Origin of the sequence: Staphylococcus sp. GDX8P54P (genome assembly GCF_017893165.1) — a bacterium.
In the GTDB taxonomy this organism is placed as follows: Bacteria; Bacillota; Bacilli; order Staphylococcales; family Staphylococcaceae; genus Staphylococcus; species Staphylococcus borealis.
In genome coordinates this window covers 42844-63697 of record NZ_JAESMM010000006.1, presented here as the reverse complement: position 1 = coordinate 63697, position 20854 = coordinate 42844, and the positions used below count along the sequence as shown (strand labels likewise).

Sequence of the window (20854 nt, the reverse complement as noted above, 5' to 3'; positions counted from 1 at the left end):
ATGAAGTGGTATGGAAAATTATATATTGGCATCCTATTAGTGATATTATATGTTCCGATATTTTTCCTTATGTTTTATTCATTTAATTCAGCGGGAAATATGATTCATTTTGAACATTTCACTCTAGAGCATTATCAAAGTCTGTTTCAAAATGACCGTTTAATGTCTGTTATTTTTAATACAATAGCAGTTGCACTATTAGCGGCAGCGATTTCAACTATTATAGGAACCTTTGGTGCTATTTCGTTATATTACTTAAGAAATAAAAAATTCAAAGTAACTTTGTTAACACTTAATAATGTACTAATGGTTTCCTCAGATGTAGTGATAGGTGCTTCATTTTTAATTATGTTTACAGCAGTTGGACATATAACTGGGTTAGGTTTAGGCTTTGGAACGGTGCTTGCATCTCATATTGCATTCTGTATTCCAATTGTTGTTATCGTAGTGTTACCACAACTTTATGAAATGAATAACAATATATTGAATGCTGCACGCGATTTAGGCGCATCAGAATCACAAATACTTGGACGTGTATTGATTCCAAACTTAATGCCTTCCATTATTGGTGGTTTTTTTATGGCTTTAACGTATTCATTAGATGATTTTACAGTAAGTTTCTTCGTGACGGGTAACGGATTTAGTGTACTGTCTGTCGAAGTCTATGCTATGTCACGTAAAGGAATTAGTATGGAAATTAATGCCATTTCAACGATTTTATTCGCTGCTATCGTATTAGGAATTGTTGGCTATTATGCAATACAACGTTCAGTGAAAAAACGACATTTAGCTAAGCGAGGTGTACAACAGTGAAGCAATTTTTACAACTTATATTGGGTGCCATTGTTGTCGGTTTAATTTGCTTAGGTATTAGTCACTGGTTTAAATCGCAGGATAATACGAGTACTGGTGAAAAGATTTATGTATATAATTGGGGCGAATATATTGACCCAGATTTAATTAAACAATTTGAGAAAGAAACGGGCATTCAAGTTGTATATGAAACGTTTGATTCGAATGAAGCGATGGAAGCTAAAATTCGAAATGGTGGAACGCATTATGATGTGGCTTTTCCAAGTGAATATACGGTTCAAAAATTGAAACGTGAAAATTTACTAGAACCACTTGACCATAGTAAGGTTCCCAATATTAAAAATTTAGATCCTAATTATATGAATATGTCATACGATAGAAATAATAAATATTCACTACCTTATTTCTTTGGAACAGTGGGTATTTTATATAATAAGCAAGCCTATCCAAATGAAGACTTTAGTAGCTGGCGTACTTTATACCAACCCAAATATAAAAATGATGTTCTATTAGTGGATGGTGCACGTGAAATTATGGGATTAGCTTTAAATAAATTAGGCTATAGTTTAAATGATACTAATCCCAATCATTTAAAAGAAGCGGAGAAGGATTTACACCATCTGGCACCTCAAGTTCGTGGTGTTGTTGGAGACGAGGTTACAATGATGCTTGAACAAAATGAAGGAAATATCGCAGTCGTTTGGAGTGGTGTTGCAGCTCCACTAGTGCAAAATAGTGACAAATATAATTATGTGATTCCGAAAGAGGGATCTAATCTATGGTTTGATAACATGGTTATTCCTAAGACAGCGCAAAACAAAGAAGGTGCTTATAAATTTATGAATTTCCTTCTTGAAGCTAAAAATAACAAACAGAATACAGAGTGGGTAGGATACGCTACACCAAATAAAGCTGCACGTCAGTTATTACCTAAAGAAGTAAGAGATGATCATCGTTTCTATCCAACGCAAAAAGAGCAAGCGCGATTAGAAGTTTATAAAGATTTAGGACCTAAAACATTAGGAGAATATAACGAAAGTTTCTTAAACTTTAAAATGTCTTTAAAATAGACTATAAATAGTAGTTATTTTATAATGAATTAGATATAATTATTTGATAAGTTATATAAGGAGTTGTAATACATGTCAGGAGAACGTTACACGCAAATCAAACGGCCTGTGAGTCGTCTGACTGAAAAACTTTTAGGTTGGTTTAGTTGGATTTTCTTACTTATATTGACGGTTATTACAATGTTTATTGCACTCGTGTCATTTAGTAATGATACATCAATTCAAAATCTTGAAAACTCAATGAATAATAATGAACTAATTCAGCAGATTTTAACAAATAATAGTTTAAATACCACACAATTTGTGATTTGGTTACAAAATGGTGTATGGGCAATTATTGTTTATTTCATAGTATGTTTGCTTATTTCATTTTTAGCGTTAATATCTATGAATATGAGAATACTTTCTGGATTCTTATTCTTAATTGCCTCAATTATTACATTGCCATTGGTATTATTATTCGTAACATTAATTATTCCTATTTTCTTCTTTATCATTGCAATCATGATGTTTGCACGGAAGAGTAAGGTTGAAACAGTACCTATGTACGGTCCATCACAAGGCTATGAACCGCATTACTATCCTAGAGATGAATATAATGATTATGATGATCGTTATTATGGATCAAATAGAAATATTAATGACGACTATGGTTACGATAATCATAACCAGTATGACGATTATGAACAAGACGATGTGGAACCACCACATAAAACTAAAAAATCAGACCGTCGTACACGTCGTAAAAAACCATATTACAATGATGATATCGATAATAATTATCGAGATAACAACTTTGATGACACAACACATCGTAATGATGCTGAGCAAGATTTAGCAACTGACACTGAGGAAGATAAATATAATCAATATCCAAAACGTGCACTCACTGATGAGTACCACACAGATGCTAATGAGAATGAAGCAACTGGCGTACTTTCAAGACAGGCTAAATACAATCAGAAATCGAATAAACAATCTCAGTACGATAACAACATTGATCAAGATTCAAATGATTTTGCTGAAAATGTGGTTGATTCAGAGCCGAAAATTGATAAAAAAGAAGAAAAAGCGCAACGTAAAAGAGAAAAGGCTGAACTTAAAGCCAAGAAAAAAGAAAAACGTAAAGCTTATAATCAACGTATGAAAGAGCGTCGCAAAAATCAACCAAGTGCAGTTAGTCAACGACGTATGAATTATGAAGAACGTAAACAAATATTGAATAAAGATGATATTGAATCAGATAAAGAATCAAATAACAACGAAGATAATAAAGATTAATATCTCCTTAAAACGGTTAAGTCATTTATGGCTTAACCGTTTTATATATATATCTATGTATAAATTATTAAGTTAGTCGCAAATAAATTATAATTTTAGTATGATTTAATTAAATACTTCAATATTGGAGGTGTAGTGTGTGAATCGAAAGGTAGAATTAATTCTTGGCTGGATTGCTTGTGGTTTAAGTATGATGTATTTGATTATGTCATTAATATCATATTTTACGGTAAGACAAAATAGTAATACGGAACAATACCAGCAAATGTTAAAACAATTTGGTAATCAGGATGTGAAGGTTACGCCTGAAATGATAAACTTTGCAATGACTTTTTCTATGGGAACACTTATTTTCTCAACACTTTTAGGCATTATTGGAATGTCTATCATTAAAGGACGACCTATATTAGCTGGTTCGCTACTTATTGTTGCAGCGTTAGTAGGTATATTCAATATGAGTTTAATTGCAGGCGTGCTATGGATTGTTGTAGCAATAATGCTATTTGTTAAAAAAGATCCAAATCAACCTAACAAAAAGCCAAAATCAGTCAAGCCATCAATGGATGATTGGCAATCTGAAAGGGCTTATAATGATCGTAAGAAAGATGATCCCTATATTTATTAAAATATAGAGTGAAAATAGATGTGCAAAGGAAATAATGCCTAGCTAAATTGAGGTTGGGACAAAAATAATATAATGAAGCTATTTGGCAAATTCGCAGTAGCTGACTGAACTGAGAAGACGCTTAATTCAAGCTTTTCTCAGTTCTAGTCACCCTTGCGGAGGTGGGCGGGACCCCAACACAAAAAATCACGAAAGTGATTTTACAAGCTAAGCAAGTTGGGGTTCGGGGCCCCAGCAAAGAGAATTTCATAAAGAAATTCTACAAGCAAAGCAATCTGGGAGTGGACAACGAATTTAAAAAGAATTCTGTTCCACTCCCTTCTTCATTTTGCCGTTTAATTTTATAATTCTTTAAATGTTTCTATAATCAGATAAATATTTAGGAAGCTTAGTATAATGATTAAACTCCAAGCACATATATTTACCCATTTTTTATTTTGAAATGGTCCCATTAATGTTTGATTACTAGTGGCTAATTGTAACGGTATTAATGAGAAGGGTAATGCAATACTTAAGAAGACTTGAGAAAATACGAGCAATTGCTCCATTTTAGATTCGTTACCCCGAAAAATAATAAGACATACTAAAACAGGTATGACGGCTAAACTTCTTGTGATTAGTCGTCTCATCCAATTTGGAATGGATAATTTTAAGAAACCTTCCATCACTATTTGACCTGCAAGTGTACCTGTAATAGTTGAATTTTGACCAGAAGCTAACAATGCTACTGCGAATAAAGTGCTCATAATACTCCCCATCACAACACCTAAGACAGGTTGCGTTCTTAATGCGTGATATAAATCATAAAAGCCACCTAAATTATTCGAATTGACACCATAAAATAGGGCAGCGCCAAGAACGAGTAATAAACAGTTCACAATAAATGCGATACTTAATTGTATATTAGAATCAATCGTTGCATATTTAATCGCTTGGGCTTTATCAGTAAGGCTGTGACGATTATACTTTCGGGATTGCACGATTGATGAATGCAAATATAAATTATGAGGCATAATCGTAGCGCCAATAATACCTAATGCAATATACAGAATATTATGATTAGTAATAATTTGATGATGAGGAATAAAGCCATTAAGTATTTCAATTGTATTCGGTGATGAGATGAAGACTTCAAATACAAAAATCATAAGTACAGTAAAAATTAATGTACCGACGATTGCTTCAATCTTACGAAAGCCAAACTTCATTATAAAAAGTAACAAAAATACATCCAAAACTGTAATCAATGCGCCGATGATTAAAGGTATATCGAAAAGTAAATCTAAAGCGATAGCACTTCCAATTACTTCGGCAATATCAGTCGCAATGATTGCAAGCTCAGCGATAATCCAAAATATAATTGCAGTCGGTTTATTTAAATAATGACGTGTCATTTGTGCCAAATCTTTATCAGTTGCAATACCTAAGCGAACAGTCATACTTTGTAATAACATTGCTGATAAACTTGAAATCAAAATGATAAATAATAAGGTATAACCAAATTGTGCGCCACCTTGCATTGATGTAATCCAATTTCCTGGATCCATATAGCCTACTGCTACAAGTAAGCCTGGACCAAGAAATGCTAAAAACTTTTGACTCGTACGTTGTGTACCATTAAATTCGATTGTGCTATTAATTTCATCTAAACTACGTTGTTCATTGTTGTCTTTTATACCCATGATAAAACTCCTTCAAACTATATGTTTTATAATAATCCAACTTTATTTTTAGGTCAACCTAATAAATTCGAAGTAAAAAATTAAGGGAGTGGGTTAGAACGCTTATCACATTCGTATTCCCACTCCAAAGTTATTTGGATTATTAAATTGCTTCATAAAATGTTTTTTTAGTTTCTGCCAGTACGGATGACGAATGTTGAGAAGAGCAATTATTTAAGCGTCTTCTCAATTCAGTCAGCTACTGCGTCTGTGCTACGTAGCTCACTTATTACATACGCTTATATCATAATGACAACAATTAAAATAGCGTTAAACTTTGAGGTTATTCGTAGAATTTTAAAAATTCATCAAATGTTTCTTTAACGAAAGCTAAAAATGCCTTATCCGATTTTAATTCAGCATCATTAGGGGAGAGTGTACGTGCAACAAAAAATTCTCCCTTTTTAACATGTTTCACACGATCAATCGCTTGGTGTAATTCATCATCACTTAAATCTTTAATGTAAGATTTTTCAGGTTTCATATGATCTAAACTTACTTGATAATCTTCAGGTAAATGTTTAAGCGTATCAAAGTGTTTATCAAATACTTTCACACGTTCAGCTTTATCTTTACCTTCATGCATAACGCCAAACATTAAAAATAAATGGTCTTTAAATAAACCAATTTGGAAATGAGGTAGCATCTTATATCCACGTTTATTAGGAGCAAAAGCAACCCACGTATCTACAGGTGGGTTTACAATTCTACGTGCATGTTTTGCAACATGAGCATAAAAGGTTTCTCCAGTTTGAGAGGTGAAATATTCACTAAAATAATCCCCTAATTGATGAAGTTGTGGACGTACGTACTCATTTAATGCTTCCATTCGAGCATCTAAGCCTTCAACTTCAAACGCTTTGAAATCTTTAGGTTTAAATGTATATTGTGTCATTAGCGTTGCTCCTTTTCAGAAAATAATTTACCGTTATTGTAGCACAGATTGACTGAATCTATCCAAATGCTGAATTGAGATTATTTGCGTTTAAACTCATTATAATAAGGTATACAAAGATGTGTAGATTATATTGACTAAAATTCTGTATAATAGGAAACAACAGGAGATGATGATATGTCACTATACGAATTTGCTCAAGGTTTGATATTAGAAGCGGGTAATAAAGTAAGATTTATGATGAAAGAAGAACTGAGTATTGAAACGAAGTCAAACCCGAATGATCTAGTTACGAATGTGGATAAAGCAACTGAGAATTATATTTATGATGCCATACTAAGAAATTATCCTGATCATCGTGTAATTGGTGAAGAAGGACATGGTCATAATATGGAAGACGTCAAAGGTGTAGTATGGGTTGTCGATCCAATTGACGGAACGCTCAATTTTGTTCACCAGCAAGAAGGCTTTGCGATATCAATAGGTATTTATCGTGATGGTAAGCCATATGCTGGATTAGTCTATGACGTGATGAAAGATGTCCTCTATCATGCGAAAGTGGGCGAGGGTGCATTTGAGAATAAGCATGAATTAAAACCATTAAATGATACGCATTTAAAGCAAAGCTTAATAGGTATTAATCCCAATTGGATTACCAAACCTAAAATGGGACCAATTTTTTCAGAAATTGTAAATCAAGCAAGAAGTTGTAGAGCATTTGGAAGTGCAGCTTTAGAAATTATAAGTGTTGCTAAGGGACAATTGGCTGCATATATTACGCCAAGGTTGCAACCTTGGGATTTTGCAGGTGGCTTAATTGTTTTAAATGAAGTTGGTGGCGTTGGAAGTAATTTATTAGGTGAACCACTGACAATAGAAAGTGCTAATTCTGTTCTAGTTGGAAATAAGACGACGCATAATGAAATTTTGGTTGATTATTTAAATCCGAATAACGCCGTTTTAACAGAATTGCATCAACGTTTCAAAAAATAAAAAATGTCTCGGTCAGTCAACTTTGAAAGATGTGCATCTTCCAAATAGTATTACCGAGACATTTTTATTATATTAAAGCCAGTCATTTTCACGGTACTTCTTTTTAAGCGTGAAACCAGCGCCAAAAGTTGCAATGAAAAGTATAAATGTTAAAATCATCATTGGAATACTACCAGCACCAACGCTGAAACTAAAAAGCACTAAAAATATTACTGCTATAATGGATAGCAACCAAAATATACCTTTAGACTTAGGTTTTTCCATCCCATACCCCACCTTTTTGTTATCTTTTACTAATAATATGATATAATAAAAAAGTTGTAATTAAAAGTGGGAGTTTACTCGAGAAAGGAATAATAAAATGACTAATAGAAGAGAAGATGTACGTAATATTGCAATCATTGCGCACGTTGACCATGGTAAAACTACATTAGTAGATGAATTACTTAAACAATCTGGTATTTTCAGAGAGAACGAACATGTTGACGAAAGAGCAATGGACTCTAATGATTTAGAAAGAGAACGTGGTATTACAATTCTTGCTAAAAATACTGCGATTGACTATAAAGGTACAAGAATAAACATCTTAGATACACCTGGACATGCTGACTTTGGTGGCGAAGTAGAACGTATTATGAAAATGGTAGACGGTGTTGTACTTGTTGTCGATGCTTATGAAGGTACAATGCCTCAAACACGTTTTGTGCTTAAAAAAGCACTAGAACAAGACTTAAAACCTGTTGTGGTTGTAAATAAAATTGATAAACCATCAGCAAGACCTGAAGGCGTAGTGGATGAAGTATTAGATTTATTCATCGAGTTAGAAGCAAATGATGAACAATTAGATTTCCCAGTAGTATATGCATCTGCTGTAAATGGTACTGCTAGTCTTGATTCAGAAAAACAAGATGAAAACATGCAGTCTTTATATGAAACAATTATTGATTATGTACCTGCACCAATCGACAATCATGATGAACCGTTACAATTCCAAGTCGCATTATTGGATTATAATGACTACGTAGGACGTATTGGTATCGGACGTGTATTCAGAGGTAAAATGCGCGTAGGTGACAACGTATCGCTTATTAAATTAGATGGTACTGTTAAGAATTTCCGTGTCACTAAAATCTTTGGTTACTTTGGCTTGAAACGTGAAGAAATCGAAGAAGCACAAGCGGGTGATTTAATTGCGGTTTCAGGAATGGAAGATATTAACGTCGGAGAAACAGTGACACCAACTGATCATCAAGAAGCATTACCTGTGTTACGTATTGATGAACCAACACTTGAAATGACATTCAAAGTAAATAATTCACCATTTGCTGGACGCGAAGGTGACTATGTTACTGCACGTCAAATCCAAGAACGTTTAGATCAACAACTTGAAACAGACGTTTCATTAAAAGTAACACCAACTGACTCTCCAGACACATGGGTCGTTGCAGGACGTGGTGAATTACATTTATCTATCTTGATTGAGAATATGAGACGTGAAGGATTTGAACTTCAAGTATCTAAACCTCAAGTTATTTTACGTGAAATTGATGGTGTTCTAAGTGAACCATTTGAACGCGTTCAATGTGAAGTACCTTCTGAAAATGCGGGATCAGTCATTGAATCTCTAGGTGCACGTAAAGGTGAAATGTTAGATATGTCAACAACTGATAATGGGTTAACACGACTTATCTTTATGGTACCAGCACGTGGTATGATTGGTTATACAACTGAATTTATGTCTATGACACGTGGATATGGTATTATTAACCATACTTTCGAAGAATTTAGACCTCGTGTTAAAGCACAAATTGGTGGTCGTCGTAATGGTGCATTAATTTCTATGGACCAAGGTCAAGCAACAGCATATGCGATCATCAACTTAGAAGATCGTGGTGTAAACTTCATGGAACCAGGTACGGAAGTGTATGAAGGTATGATTGTTGGTGAACATAACCGTGAAAATGATTTAACAGTAAACATTACTAAAGCAAAACATCAAACAAACGTACGTTCAGCTACTAAAGACCAAACACAAACAATGAATCGTCCAAGAATACTTACACTTGAAGAAGCGTTAGAATATATTAATGATGATGAATTAGTTGAAGTAACGCCTCAAAGTATTCGTCTAAGAAAGAAAATTTTAAATAAATCATTACGTGAAAAAGAAGCTAAACGTGTGAAACAAATGATGCAAGAAGAATAAGCATCGTTGAAATCTAAATTGTAATTTAGAATATTTTATGCAAAAACCAGTAAATGTGTGCTAAGCATCATTTACTGGTTTTTTAGTTTGTGTATTTTAAATGTAATTAAGTGGAATAATGTGATATGAAATAAGCCAGTAAACGAAGGTAAACACTACCGTTTGCTGGCTAATTATGTGAAATATAAAAGTTTTAATCAATTATAAATAATTACAATCCATCATTTGGATTAAAATTTACTGTGTGGTGTGTATTCAGACGTTGCTTTGGTCTATCTAGGCGACTTTTACAATCATCACACATAAATGTTCTGATTGGGTTATTGCGAAGTCGTTTGGCTTCAACCGTATGTTCATCAATTAAAACCTTCGTATCACAAATTATACATTGTACTTCACGCAAATTAGATCACCTCTATATGCGTAACATATTTAAATTCATACGTGTAATCTTTTTCATCTGGGTTATAAACAAAGCTATCTACAGCGTTATCATCATACATTCGTTTACCGTCTTTCGCAAATTGGAAGAACAGATAAGGTAACAAGTCAATTGGAACTTCAATAGCATCATTTTCATTAAATAATTTAATTGCAGTCGCATTATCTTGCGGTTCTGCATTCTTGAAGAAAGGTGTCATATTGATAGCGAAAGAATCTTCTAATACAGAACGTTTACGATATTTTATTTCTGAATTTAAAGTTGGAGGATTCGTTTGTCCTTCAAGAATGGCTCTGTTCCATTCACGATTATCTTCAAATTTAATAGGTTTTGTTCCTTCAAACACACCGCTTTCAATATCTTCGATCTTTACTTTTCTATCATCGAATATCCAAGTTGTACTATCTAAAGTGATAGGGAACTTGACTAAGCCTTTGATTTGAATCATTTTTTGCCCACTCCCTAATTTCGTTCTAGTCATTATTTTATCACAATTAAATTCATGTATTCACTGAATAAACTTGCTTTTTAAAAAGTAGTAAGATAAACTTTTGATATGAAGATATTTAATGATAGGGGGAGTATGTGATGCCGAAGCAAACGAAAATGAGTAACGTGGCTTATGAGCAATTAAATCAAGATGCTGATAGAATCTTACATTTAATTAAAGTTCAAATGGATAATTTAACTTTACCTTCGTGCCCGTTATATGAAGAAGTTCTCGACACACAAATGTTTGGTTTACAAAAAGAAGTTGACTTTGCGGTTAAACTTGGTTTAGTCAATAAAGAAGACGGCAAAAATTTAATGCTACGTTTAGAAAAAGAATTATCTAAACTTCATGAAGCATTTACTAATGTAAAATAACTATCGATGCGGGGGTGGGACGACGAATTTAAAAAGAATTCGGTCCCACTCCCATTTTATGTTTTAAGCGCTTTATCAAATTGAAGGTTGAAATAGTAGGTTAATTAGATGCATCTCTAATCAGTTTATATTTGTTAAATAATGTGCACAAAGTATATAATAGTTTAGACAGAAATTATGTTTAAATGTAATAGTATTGACCATAGTTTTAAAAATCTAGAATTGGATGATCATTTTTATGAGTAATTTAAAAAATATATTTCGGTACATAGGTAGAACTGCTAAGTTCATCGATTATCCATTATTAATTACATACGTTATTTTGTGTCTCTTTGGTTTGATTATGGTATATAGTGCAAGTATGGTTGCGGCAACTAAAGGGACGTTAACAGGTGGACTTGAAGTATCTGGTACGTATTTCTACAATAGACAGCTTATATACGTTATTATGAGTTTTATTGTCGTATTCTTTATCGCTTTTATGTTGAATATTAAAATATTACAACAAGCGAAAACACAGAAGTGGATCATGATAATCATCTTCGTGTTACTATTTTTAACACTTATTGTAGGTAAAAATATTAACGGTTCTAAGAGTTGGATAAATCTTGGATTTATGAACTTACAAGCATCAGAATTGTTGAAAATTGCATTCATATTATATATTTCATATGTGATCAGTCGAAAATTACCACAAGTAAGAGAGAAAATTAAAGTTATAACTGCGCCACTTGTGTTGATAGTTGTATGTCTATTTTTAGTATTATTACAGGGTGATATTGGACAGACATTGCTCATCATGATAATCATTGTATCTATGTTTATTTTTGCTGGCATTGGTGTTCAGAAAATAGTCAAAGGACCCGTCTTACTTATCGCTGGTAGTTTCGTTGGTATTGCTATACTCTTTGTAGCAAGTGGTATGATGCCACACTATTTGAAAGCCCGTTTTAGTACACTAATGAACCCATTCAGTTCTGAAGCTGGTACAGGTTACCATTTGACCAATTCATTAATGGCAATAGGTAATGGTGGTTTATTTGGACGCGGATTAGGTAATGGCATTATGAAACTTGGCTATTTGCCAGAGGCACATACTGACTTTATTTTCGCAGTCATTTGTGAAGAACTTGGTTTAGTAGGTGGATTATTTGTAATTTGCTTATTATTCTTTATCGTTTATCGCGCTTTCGTATTAGCTACTAAAACGCCATCTTATTTTTATAAATTAATTTGTGTAGGTGTTGCAAGTTATATCGGAAGTCAGACGTTTGTCAATTTAGGTGGTATTTCAGCAACTATCCCATTAACGGGTGTTCCATTACCATTCATAAGTTTTGGGGGTTCATCAATGTTAAGTTTAAGTATTGCAATGGGTCTATTATTGCTAGTTGCCAAACAAATCAAAATGGACGAAAAACGATCACAAAAAGCTAAAAAACAAAAAATTGGTTTAACTAGATAAAGTGAATAATATAAACGTTACCTTTACATGAACATAGAATTAGAGTTCATGTAAAGGTTTTTTACATTTTTATGAAAAATATTATAAAACGTCGATGTCGGTGGAGTATTATCTATTAAAGTGATAATATAAAGTTATGACTAATGATAATTTTTCCTGATGATACTCTGAACATACGTTTTAGAAAAGGGTATATATGCAATACCTATTTTCAAGCGTTATAAGTACTTTACTATTTTTATAACTCACATTTCATAAATAAAGATAGCTTTATTATTTGAGTTAGTATAAAATTTTATTATCTAATTAGTTAGAATATTCAAACTTTAAAAGGGGAGTGCCTTTTTTGAAACATATAAAAAAATTATTAGTAGCAAACCGTGGCGAAATTGCAATCAGAATATTTAGGGCAGCAACAGAATTAAATATTAAAACCGTGGCAATTTATTCGAACGAAGATAAAAATGCTTTACATAGATATAAAGCTGACGAATCTTATTTAGTGGGCAAAGATTTGGGTCCAGCTGAGAGTTATTTGAACATTGAACGTATCATCGATGTGGCGAAACGAGCTGGTGTGGATGCAATTCATCCTGGTTATGGCTTCTTAAGTGAGAATGAACAATTTGCACATCGTTGTGAAGAAGAAGGTATTAAATTTATTGGTCCGCACTTAGAACATTTGGATATGTTTGGGGATAAAGTTAAAGCGAGAACGACTGCGATTAAAGCTAACTTACCAGTCATTCCTGGTACTGATGGACCAATTGAAAGTTTCGAAGCGGCCAAAGCATTTGCTAAAGATGCTGGTTTTCCTTTAATGATTAAAGCCACTAGTGGTGGCGGTGGTAAAGGGATGCGTATTGTTCGTGAAGAAAGAGAATTGGAAGATGCGTTTCACCGTGCCAAATCTGAAGCGGAAAAATCTTTTGGGAACAGTGACGTTTATATTGAAAGATACATAGACAATCCGAAACATATAGAAGTACAAATTATTGGTGATGAATATGGTAATATTGTGCATTTGTATGAACGTGATTGTTCGGTACAACGTCGTCATCAGAAAGTTGTAGAAGTAGCTCCTTCAGTAGGATTATCTCATGATTTAAAAGAACGAATTTGTGATGCGGCACTACAATTGATGAATAATATCAAATATGTGAATGCGGGTACTGTAGAATTCTTAGTATCAGGGGACGAGTTCTTCTTTATCGAAGTTAATCCTCGTGTACAAGTAGAGCATACAATAACTGAGATGATTACAGGTATAGATATTGTTAAAACTCAAATTCTAGTTGCTGATGGTGCTAATTTGTTTGATGAACGTATTTCTATGCCTCAACAAGAAGACATTCAATCATTAGGTTATGCCATTCAATGTCGTATTACGACTGAGGATCCAACCAATGATTTTATGCCAGATTCAGGTACAATTATCGCGTACCGTTCAAGTGGCGGCTTTGGTGTACGATTAGATGCTGGAGATGGCTTCCAAGGTGCAGAGATATCTCCGTATTACGACTCATTGCTAGTTAAATTATCGACACACGCGGTTACGTTTAAACAAGCTGAAGAAAAGATGGAACGTTCTCTTCGCGAGATGCGTATCCGTGGTGTGAAAACGAATATTCCGTTTCTAATTAATGTGATGCGAAATGATCAATTCCGAAGTGGAGATTATACAACTAAATTTATCGAACAAACGCCTGAATTATTTAATATTGCACCTACACTTGACCGTGGTACTAAAACGCTTGAATATATCGGTAATGTCACAATTAATGGTTTCCCAAATGTTGAAAAGAGACCTAAACCTGATTATGAATCAACAACGATACCTCAAGTGTCTCACAGAAAAATTAATTCATTGAATGGTACAAAGCAGTTACTTGATAACGAAGGACCGAGAGCAGTTGCGAATTGGGTTCGTGAACAAAAAGATGTATTGGTAACTGATACTACATTTCGTGATGCACATCAATCGCTTTTAGCAACAAGAGTACGTACTAAAGATATGATGAATATTGCCTCTAAAACAGCTGAAGTATTTAAAGATAGTTTCTCTTTAGAAATGTGGGGAGGCGCAACATTTGATGTCGCATATAACTTTTTAAAGGAAAATCCATGGGAACGACTTGAAAGATTACGTAAAGCCATTCCAAATATTTTGTTCCAAATGTTATTACGCGCTTCAAATGCAGTCGGTTATAAAAACTATGCCGATAATGTAATTGAAAAGTTTGTAAAAGAAAGTGCAAATGCAGGCGTAGATGTCTTTCGAATTTTCGATTCATTAAACTGGGTCGACCAAATGAAAGTAGCAAATGAAGCGGTTCAAAAGGCAGGTAAAATTTCTGAAGGCGCAATTTGCTATACAGGAGATATCTTAAATCCTGAACGTTCAAATGTATTCACACTTGAATATTATGTTAATTTAGCTAAAGAATTAGAACGTGAAGGCTTCCATATCTTAGCAATTAAAGATATGGCTGGATTATTAAAACCTAAAGCAGCATATGAACTTATCGGCGAATTAAAATCAGCGATAAACTTACCAATACATTTACACACTCATGATACGAGTGGAAATGGCCTGCTTATCTATAAAGAAGCGATAGATGCAGGTGTTGATATCATAGATACAGCTGTTGCATCTATGAGTGGTTTGACAAGTCAACCTAGTGCGAATTCACTTTATTATGGACTGAATGGCTTTAATCGTCATTTAAGCGCAGATATTGAAGGCTTAGAAGAACTCAGTCATTATTGGAGTACTGTGCGCCCTTACTATAGTGACTTTGAAAGTGACATTAAATCTCCTAATACTGAAATTTATCAACATGAAATGCCTGGGGGACAATATTCAAATTTAAGTCAACAAGCTAAAAGTTTAGGCTTAGGTGAACGTTTCCACGAGGTCAAAGATATGTATCGTCGTGTGAATTTCTTATTTGGAGATATTGTGAAAGTAACACCATCATCTAAAGTTGTAGGTGATATGGCACTTTATATGGTTCAAAATGATTTGGATGAAGAAACAGTAATCAATGAAGGACATAAGTTAGATTTCCCTGAATCTGTTGTATCTTATTTCAAAGGTGACATCGGTCAACCGGTCAATGGTTTTAATAAAGACCTCCAAGCGGTCATCCTTAAGGGCCAACAACCATTAACAGAACGTCCAGGTGAATATTTAGCCCCTGTAAATTTTGATGATATAAGACAAGAACTTGAAGCAAAAGCTTATGGTGAAGTGACTGAACAAGATGTTATCAGTTATGTATTGTATCCAAAAGTATTTGATCAATATATTCAAACGAAACAACAATATGGTGACTTATCGTTATTAGATACACCAACGTTCTTCTTCGGTATGCGTAATGGTGAAACAGTTGAAATCGAAATAGATACGGGTAAACGATTGATCATTAAACTTGAAACGATTAGTGAGCCAGATGAAAATGGTTATAGAACGATTTATTATGTGATGAATGGACAAGCGCGACGTATTTCGATTAAAGATGAAAATATTAAAACAAATACGAACTTAAAACCTAAAGCAGATAAATCAAACCCAAGTCATATCGGTGCTCAAATGCCAGGTTCGGTTACTGAGGTAAAAGTTGCGGTTGGCGATGAAGTAAAAGTTAATCAACCACTACTAATTACAGAAGCGATGAAGATGGAAACGACAATTCAAGCACCGTTCAATGGTACAATCAAACAAGTAACCGTTGTTAGTGGTGATGCAATTGCCACAGGGGATCTACTGATCGAGATTGAAAAAGCAGATTAAATTAAATAGTTGCTTGAAAATAAGACATTTTGACGTTAGAGAACAATTCAATAAATAAAAAAAGGAGATGTGATAACACGGTTCACATCTCCTTTTTTAATATGATAGGTTATTTGTTATTTTCACTTCTAATGGTACGTAGCATTAACATAATGAAGTAGGCAATCATACCAAACAATAGTGTGATAAATAATGCATGTAAAAGGGCAATGAATAAATTTACGTTCGTCATTACAGATAATGCACCAGTAATGACTTGCAATATGATGAGAATAAACGCAGTCGTATATCCATATCGTATCGTTCTATTCTCAGAATAATTCTTAACTGCGTGAATAAATGTAATCATAATCCATATAAATGTAATAAATGCCATACCACGATGCGCAAATTGAACCCAATCTTGTTCAGTATGTGGAATAATATCATGGAAAGGTAACGGCCAACCACCATAAGCTAAACTTGCCTTTGCATGTCTAACTAACGCACCAGTATAAATGGTTACATACACAATGCCTGTCATGATCCATGTTAATCTTCTTAAAGGCTTTCTGATATATAATTCATCGGCTTCATATTTCTTATCAACTTCAAATATGATCAGCATTAGAACGAATACTGAAGAGAAACTAATCAAAGATATGCCGAAATGCAGCGCTAATACATATGAATTTTGTTGCCAAATAACAGCTGCTGCACCAATTAATGCTTGAACAAGTAAAAATGCGATACTAATAATAGCTAATGGTTTTACTTCTTTAATATAGCCGATATGTTTCCATGCAGTAATAGCTAACCACAGTACAACAATTAATGAGATACCTGAGACAGCGCGATGACTTAATTCAATAATAGTGTCTATTGGTAAATTGTCAGGGAGTAATGCACCGTGACATAAAGGCCAAGATGATCCACATCCATCTTCTGAGCCAGTCTTAGTAACTAATGCACCACCAAGTTGTACAAATGCCATTATGATAGTTGCTAATACAGATAACCATTTAAGGTTTCGTTTATTAAACAATGTTATACACCCCATCATTAATTAAGTGCATCTTCTAAATACAATTGATTACGCTTAATTAATGTCTATTTTATTGAAATTATATTATTAAAATAATTATACAACAATAAGAACTAACAAAAAATTAGTGTAGTAGAATGTCGCTAAAGTGTCACAATTAAATTTGATATAAACTAGTCAATTTTTAGTAATTACTATATCATAGTATTATATGGAAAATTTAAGGAGGGGGATCATGAGCAAAGAGCAAACTTTGTCACAACCATCGAGCCGTGTATCGTTTAAAGAGTTACAACAGATTATTAAGATGGGATTGGTCCAAGGTAACTTAATTCCTGCATTTGCAGGCGCTTGGTTAGCAGTTGTGATGACCAATCATTCCTTCCTATCGTCAATACCTCAAATTCTATTAATGTTGATTGGTTCAACATTAATTATGGGTGGTGCTTGTGCATTAAACAATTATTATGATCAGGACATTGATCGTATAATGCCAAGTAAACAAAATAGACCAACAGTTAATGATAGAATTTCAGATAAAAATTTATTATTTTTAAGTTTTGGTATGATGTTAGTAGGAGAAGCTTGTTTATTCTTATTAAATGTACCATCAGGCGTACTAGGACTTATCGGCATCGTAGGTTATGTGTCTTATTATTCAATTTGGTCTAAAAGACATACAACTTGGAATACAGTAGTAGGAAGTTTTCCAGGTGCAGTACCACCATTAATTGGATGGGTTGCAATTGATGGAAATATAAGTCTCGTTGCAATTGCATTATTTTTAGTTGTTTTTTGTTGGCAACCAATTCACTTTTATGCTTTAGCAATTAAACGAAGTGATGAATATGCATTAGCTAATATTCCTATGTTACCATCTGTTAAAGGATTCAAACGTACTAGAATAAGTATGTTTATATGGTTAATATTTTTACTTCCATTACCATTCCTATTATCAAGTCTTGGAACAACATTTGTAGTATTAGGAACATTGCTCAATTTAGGTTGGCTTTATATAGGTTTAACGTCATTTAAGAGAAATACAGATCAAACTAAATGGGCAACAAAAATGTTTATATACTCTCTAAATTATTTAGTAGTATTTTTCGTTTTAGTTGTTGTTATCTCACTTATAAAAATGATTTAAAATATACAAATTAAATAAGGATGAAACATATGAATTTACCAATTCTACCAACGATTAGTACAAGTTGTATTGTGATAAGTGCTATTTTTGTTGCCATTGGTTGGTGGCAAATTTGGCATAGAGATATAGATAAGCACAAGAAAACAATGTTATGGGCAGCAATTTTTGCATTAACTTTCTTTATTATCTATGCATCAAGAACGGTATTTATAGGTAATACAGATTTTGGGGGACCAGATTCAGTTAGAACGTATTATAAAATATTTTTAATATTCCACATTAATTTAGCTACAATTGGTGGCGTTCTTGGGTTAGTTCAAATCATTACAGCATTCAAAGATAAGTTTAATTGGCATAGAAAAGCAGGACCAATTGCATCAATTATTTGGTTCTTTACAGCGATTACTGGTGTAGCGGTTTACTTACTACTGTATGTATTTTACCCAGGTGGAGAAACAACGTCATTGATTAAAGCTACATTAGGCCTATAATCAATTTATATCATTATAAGCAGACAACATAATTTATGGTAACTACCTAGCAATATCGTAGCAGTATACTGTAAGAGAAAGCACTATAAAGTAGCGCTTCTTTATACTGGACATACTTGCGGGAGTGGGGCAATGAATTCAAAAAGAATTCTACCCTACTCCCTTTTTTTAATATGAGAATGTTAATAACAAAAAGAAAACGGGGTATGCCACAAGTCATCTTAAGTAGGATATCTTGATTAGTAAATTAGTTATTTTGTACAATAGATATAATTCAAAATAGGTGGGTGAAAGATGGCAAAATTAGTTATTAAAGTTTTAGGTGTAATATTTTTAGTTTTATTTCTTATTTATTTATTTTACTCACCAAGACTTAAATTTGATGTATTAGAGAACCCAAATAAAACCGTGTCAACCAATCATTCAGATCAAACACCTAAGACGCATAATACCACTGAAAATCCTGCACCTAAGGAAGGGGTAGGTACATGGATTGGTAAAGATATAGATACGCTAACTGATAAATTTGGCCAAGCAAGTCGTACATATCCGTTTAGAGGCCATTATATGAATTATGTCTTTAAAAAAGATAAGCAATATTATATCGTTTCAACTAAAGAACATAAAATAAAGTCAGTTTATGCTACAGGTAATAAAGCAAATGTTGCACCTTTAAAGATTAACGAGAGTGCGTCACGTATCTTTGAAAATACAAGTATTAATCCCGACCCTTCCATTAAAGTGGATGGCCAACGTTATAATTTTGAACTGTCTGATGAAGATATCAAGACACAAACATTAATAAAATATGGGAATGTGTATGCACAAGTGTATGTCGATCAACAATCTAATCAAATTATGGGCATTCGCTTTCTAGATAAAGAGACACTAGCATTTCTTAAACCATATCCTTTAGCTAATGAGACTGAAGAAGATGATAAAGGAGATAATTTTAATAATGCTCAGAAAGATAAACTGCCTTATGAACAAAACCCGAACCAATTAATGACGTTATACGAAATTACTAATGAGATGAGAGAGTTAAAAAACATTAAACCGTTAAAAGTTAACTCAGATATTGCTCATATTGCATCAGTAAATTTATACGAAGCAACGGGTTCTAATGATGTTGAGTTTACAGAGGATGCGTTAAAAAGCCAACTAAGTAATGAGAATATTTCATTTACTACGACAAGTCAAAATGTTGGGTATGATTTTGATGATGTACCAACATTAATTCATAGTTGGATGAATTCTGATATGCACCGTTCTAGAATGCTAAATACTAAATATGAAGAAATGGGTGGAGAAGTCATGAAAGATTACTATTCACTTATTTTCTTAGAAAAATAATCTAATTTAGAAAGGAGACTATGCATTGTATACAGAAGAAACAATGTCAATCCTTGATGACATCGAAGGCCTTTCGGATATGATTGTTCAATCAGAACTGTATCATGATTTTCGGGAAGCTCAAGAGAGATTAAATCAAGATGATGAAGCCCATCTTATGTACCAAGCCTTCTTGAAATCTAAGGTTGCTTATGATGAGGTAATGCGGTTTGGAAAATATCACCCCGATTATCAAAAAGTCATGTTAGAAACAAGACGACGTAAAAGAGCTTATGAAATGTTGCCTGTGGTTATGGATTATAAATCTAAAGAAGTATCACTACAGAATTTAATAGATGAAGTAGTAAGCAAGATTGCGCTGTCAGTTTCGCAAAATGTAAAAATAGAAGCGGGAAATCCATTCTTTAAGACTGGTCATGATGGTTGTGCAACGGGTGGCACATGCAATTGTAGTTTGTAATAAAAGATGAGGCTGGGACATAAATAATATAAATATGCTATTTTGCAATTTCGCAGTAGCTGACTGAACCGAGAAGACGCTTAAATCAAGCTTTTCTCAGTTCTAGTCATCCTTGCGGGCGGGGCCCCAACACAAAAAATCACGAAAGTGATTTTACAAGCTAAGCAAGTTGGGGTGGGGCCCCAACAAAGAGAATTTCACTAAG

Annotated in this window: 19 protein-coding genes; 13 read left to right on the top strand and 6 right to left on the bottom strand. The window is 33.4% G+C overall.

Annotated elements, in window-relative coordinates:
- The 4 genes from KA909_RS02500 (at window position 1) to KA909_RS02485 (ending at window position 3789) form a co-directional block, all read left to right on the top strand.
- A complete protein-coding gene (locus tag KA909_RS02500; RefSeq protein ID WP_210129938.1) occupies window positions 1-813 on the top strand; it encodes an ABC transporter permease in 813 nt (270 codons plus the stop codon).
- Complete coding sequence (locus tag KA909_RS02495) at window positions 810-1883, top strand: ABC transporter substrate-binding protein (protein WP_210129937.1); 1074 nt, start codon at window positions 810-812, stop codon at window positions 1881-1883. The genes KA909_RS02500 and KA909_RS02495 overlap by 4 nt, the downstream gene beginning before the upstream one ends.
- Before the next feature lie 72 nt (window positions 1884-1955).
- The gene (gene auxB / locus KA909_RS02490) at window positions 1956-3164 is read left to right on the top strand and encodes a lipoteichoic acid stability factor AuxB (RefSeq protein WP_193839523.1); all 1209 of its coding nucleotides are present in this window, start codon (window positions 1956-1958) and stop codon (window positions 3162-3164) included.
- Window positions 3165-3303: 139 nt separating this feature from the next.
- Window positions 3304-3789, top strand: coding sequence for a DUF4064 domain-containing protein (locus tag KA909_RS02485; RefSeq protein WP_075108507.1), 486 nt, complete (start codon window positions 3304-3306; stop codon window positions 3787-3789).
- Window positions 3790-4130: 341 nt separating this feature from the next.
- On the opposite strand, the gene KA909_RS02480 is transcribed toward KA909_RS02485, so the two are convergent.
- The gene (locus tag KA909_RS02480; RefSeq protein ID WP_193839522.1) at window positions 4131-5471 is read right to left on the bottom strand and encodes an Nramp family divalent metal transporter; all 1341 of its coding nucleotides are present in this window, start codon (window positions 5469-5471) and stop codon (window positions 4131-4133) included.
- A 322-nt stretch (window positions 5472-5793) separates the two neighbouring features.
- Window positions 5794-6405, bottom strand: a complete 612-nt coding sequence (locus tag KA909_RS02475) for a YktB family protein (protein WP_210129936.1) — start codon at window positions 6403-6405, stop codon at window positions 5794-5796.
- A 177-nt stretch (window positions 6406-6582) separates the two neighbouring features.
- Between KA909_RS02475 and KA909_RS02470 the strand changes: the two genes are divergently transcribed.
- The gene (locus KA909_RS02470; protein ID WP_193839521.1) at window positions 6583-7398 is read left to right on the top strand and encodes an inositol monophosphatase family protein; all 816 of its coding nucleotides are present in this window, start codon (window positions 6583-6585) and stop codon (window positions 7396-7398) included.
- A gap of 72 nt (window positions 7399-7470) precedes the next feature.
- Here KA909_RS02470 and KA909_RS02465 read toward each other — a convergent pair whose 3' ends face one another.
- Window positions 7471-7662, bottom strand: coding sequence for a DUF5325 family protein (locus KA909_RS02465; protein WP_053029152.1), 192 nt, complete (start codon window positions 7660-7662; stop codon window positions 7471-7473).
- Window positions 7663-7759: 97 nt separating this feature from the next.
- Between KA909_RS02465 and typA the strand changes: the two genes are divergently transcribed.
- On the top strand, window positions 7760-9604 hold the full coding sequence (gene typA / locus KA909_RS02460; RefSeq protein ID WP_016930724.1) for a translational GTPase TypA: 1845 nt from the start codon (window positions 7760-7762) through the stop codon (window positions 9602-9604).
- A 211-nt stretch (window positions 9605-9815) separates the two neighbouring features.
- On the opposite strand, the gene KA909_RS02455 is transcribed toward typA, so the two are convergent.
- Together KA909_RS02455 and KA909_RS02450 are read right to left on the bottom strand one after the other, a co-directional pair.
- Complete coding sequence (locus tag KA909_RS02455; protein ID WP_016930723.1) at window positions 9816-10007, bottom strand: YlaI family protein; 192 nt, start codon at window positions 10005-10007, stop codon at window positions 9816-9818.
- Between the two features lies 1 nt (window position 10008).
- Window positions 10009-10494: a hypothetical protein gene (locus tag KA909_RS02450; protein ID WP_016930722.1), complete on the bottom strand. Its 486-nt coding sequence runs from the start codon at window positions 10492-10494 to the stop codon at window positions 10009-10011.
- Between the two features lie 140 nt (window positions 10495-10634).
- Between KA909_RS02450 and KA909_RS02445 the strand changes: the two genes are divergently transcribed.
- The 3 genes from KA909_RS02445 (at window position 10635) to KA909_RS02435 (ending at window position 16174) form a co-directional block, all read left to right on the top strand.
- A complete protein-coding gene (locus KA909_RS02445; protein ID WP_016930721.1) occupies window positions 10635-10913 on the top strand; it encodes an Fpa/YlaN family protein in 279 nt (92 codons plus the stop codon).
- Window positions 10914-11151: 238 nt separating this feature from the next.
- Window positions 11152-12378: a cell division peptidoglycan polymerase FtsW gene (ftsW, locus tag KA909_RS02440; protein ID WP_075108504.1), complete on the top strand. Its 1227-nt coding sequence runs from the start codon at window positions 11152-11154 to the stop codon at window positions 12376-12378.
- A 346-nt stretch (window positions 12379-12724) separates the two neighbouring features.
- Entirely contained in the window at window positions 12725-16174 is a 3450-nt protein-coding gene (locus KA909_RS02435) for a pyruvate carboxylase (RefSeq protein ID WP_210129935.1), read from the top strand.
- 109 nt (window positions 16175-16283) lie between these two features.
- Here the strand turns inward: KA909_RS02435 and KA909_RS02430 are convergent, their stop codons facing one another.
- Window positions 16284-17198 (bottom strand): COX15/CtaA family protein, encoded by a 915-nt coding sequence (locus KA909_RS02430; RefSeq protein WP_053029156.1) that lies wholly within the window; start codon window positions 17196-17198, stop codon window positions 16284-16286.
- Window positions 17199-17433: 235 nt separating this feature from the next.
- Between KA909_RS02430 and cyoE the strand changes: the two genes are divergently transcribed.
- From cyoE to KA909_RS02410, 4 genes are all read left to right on the top strand, one after another.
- On the top strand, window positions 17434-18345 hold the full coding sequence (cyoE, locus tag KA909_RS02425) for a heme o synthase (protein WP_075108502.1): 912 nt from the start codon (window positions 17434-17436) through the stop codon (window positions 18343-18345).
- A gap of 29 nt (window positions 18346-18374) precedes the next feature.
- On the top strand, window positions 18375-18836 hold the full coding sequence (locus KA909_RS02420; protein WP_075108501.1) for a DUF420 domain-containing protein: 462 nt from the start codon (window positions 18375-18377) through the stop codon (window positions 18834-18836).
- Between the two features lie 294 nt (window positions 18837-19130).
- On the top strand, window positions 19131-20189 hold the full coding sequence (locus KA909_RS02415; protein ID WP_193839520.1) for a CAP-associated domain-containing protein: 1059 nt from the start codon (window positions 19131-19133) through the stop codon (window positions 20187-20189).
- Between the two features lie 25 nt (window positions 20190-20214).
- Window positions 20215-20649: a YlbF/YmcA family competence regulator gene (locus KA909_RS02410; RefSeq protein WP_075108499.1), complete on the top strand. Its 435-nt coding sequence runs from the start codon at window positions 20215-20217 to the stop codon at window positions 20647-20649.
- Window positions 20650-20854 lie beyond the last annotated feature (205 nt).

Excerpts from the sequence above, each read along its gene's own strand:
- KA909_RS02500 (WP_210129938.1), top strand. The coding sequence starts at position 1 with ATGAAGTGGTATGGAAAATTATATATTGGCATCCTATTAGTGATATTA.
- auxB (WP_193839523.1), top strand. The coding sequence starts at position 1,956 with ATGTCAGGAGAACGTTACACGCAAATCAAACGGCCTGTGAGTCGTCTG.
- KA909_RS02480 (WP_193839522.1), bottom strand. The coding sequence starts at position 5,471 with ATGGGTATAAAAGACAACAATGAACAACGTAGTTTAGATGAAATTAAT.
- KA909_RS02475 (WP_210129936.1), bottom strand. The coding sequence starts at position 6,405 with ATGACACAATATACATTTAAACCTAAAGATTTCAAAGCGTTTGAAGTT.
- KA909_RS02470 (WP_193839521.1), top strand. The coding sequence starts at position 6,583 with ATGTCACTATACGAATTTGCTCAAGGTTTGATATTAGAAGCGGGTAAT.
- KA909_RS02465 (WP_053029152.1), bottom strand. The coding sequence starts at position 7,662 with ATGGAAAAACCTAAGTCTAAAGGTATATTTTGGTTGCTATCCATTATA.
- typA (WP_016930724.1), top strand. The coding sequence starts at position 7,760 with ATGACTAATAGAAGAGAAGATGTACGTAATATTGCAATCATTGCGCAC.
- KA909_RS02450 (WP_016930722.1), bottom strand. The coding sequence starts at position 10,494 with ATGATTCAAATCAAAGGCTTAGTCAAGTTCCCTATCACTTTAGATAGT.
- KA909_RS02445 (WP_016930721.1), top strand. The coding sequence starts at position 10,635 with ATGCCGAAGCAAACGAAAATGAGTAACGTGGCTTATGAGCAATTAAAT.
- ftsW (WP_075108504.1), top strand. The coding sequence starts at position 11,152 with ATGAGTAATTTAAAAAATATATTTCGGTACATAGGTAGAACTGCTAAG.
- cyoE (WP_075108502.1), top strand. The coding sequence starts at position 17,434 with ATGAGCAAAGAGCAAACTTTGTCACAACCATCGAGCCGTGTATCGTTT.
- KA909_RS02420 (WP_075108501.1), top strand. The coding sequence starts at position 18,375 with ATGAATTTACCAATTCTACCAACGATTAGTACAAGTTGTATTGTGATA.
- KA909_RS02415 (WP_193839520.1), top strand. The coding sequence starts at position 19,131 with ATGGCAAAATTAGTTATTAAAGTTTTAGGTGTAATATTTTTAGTTTTA.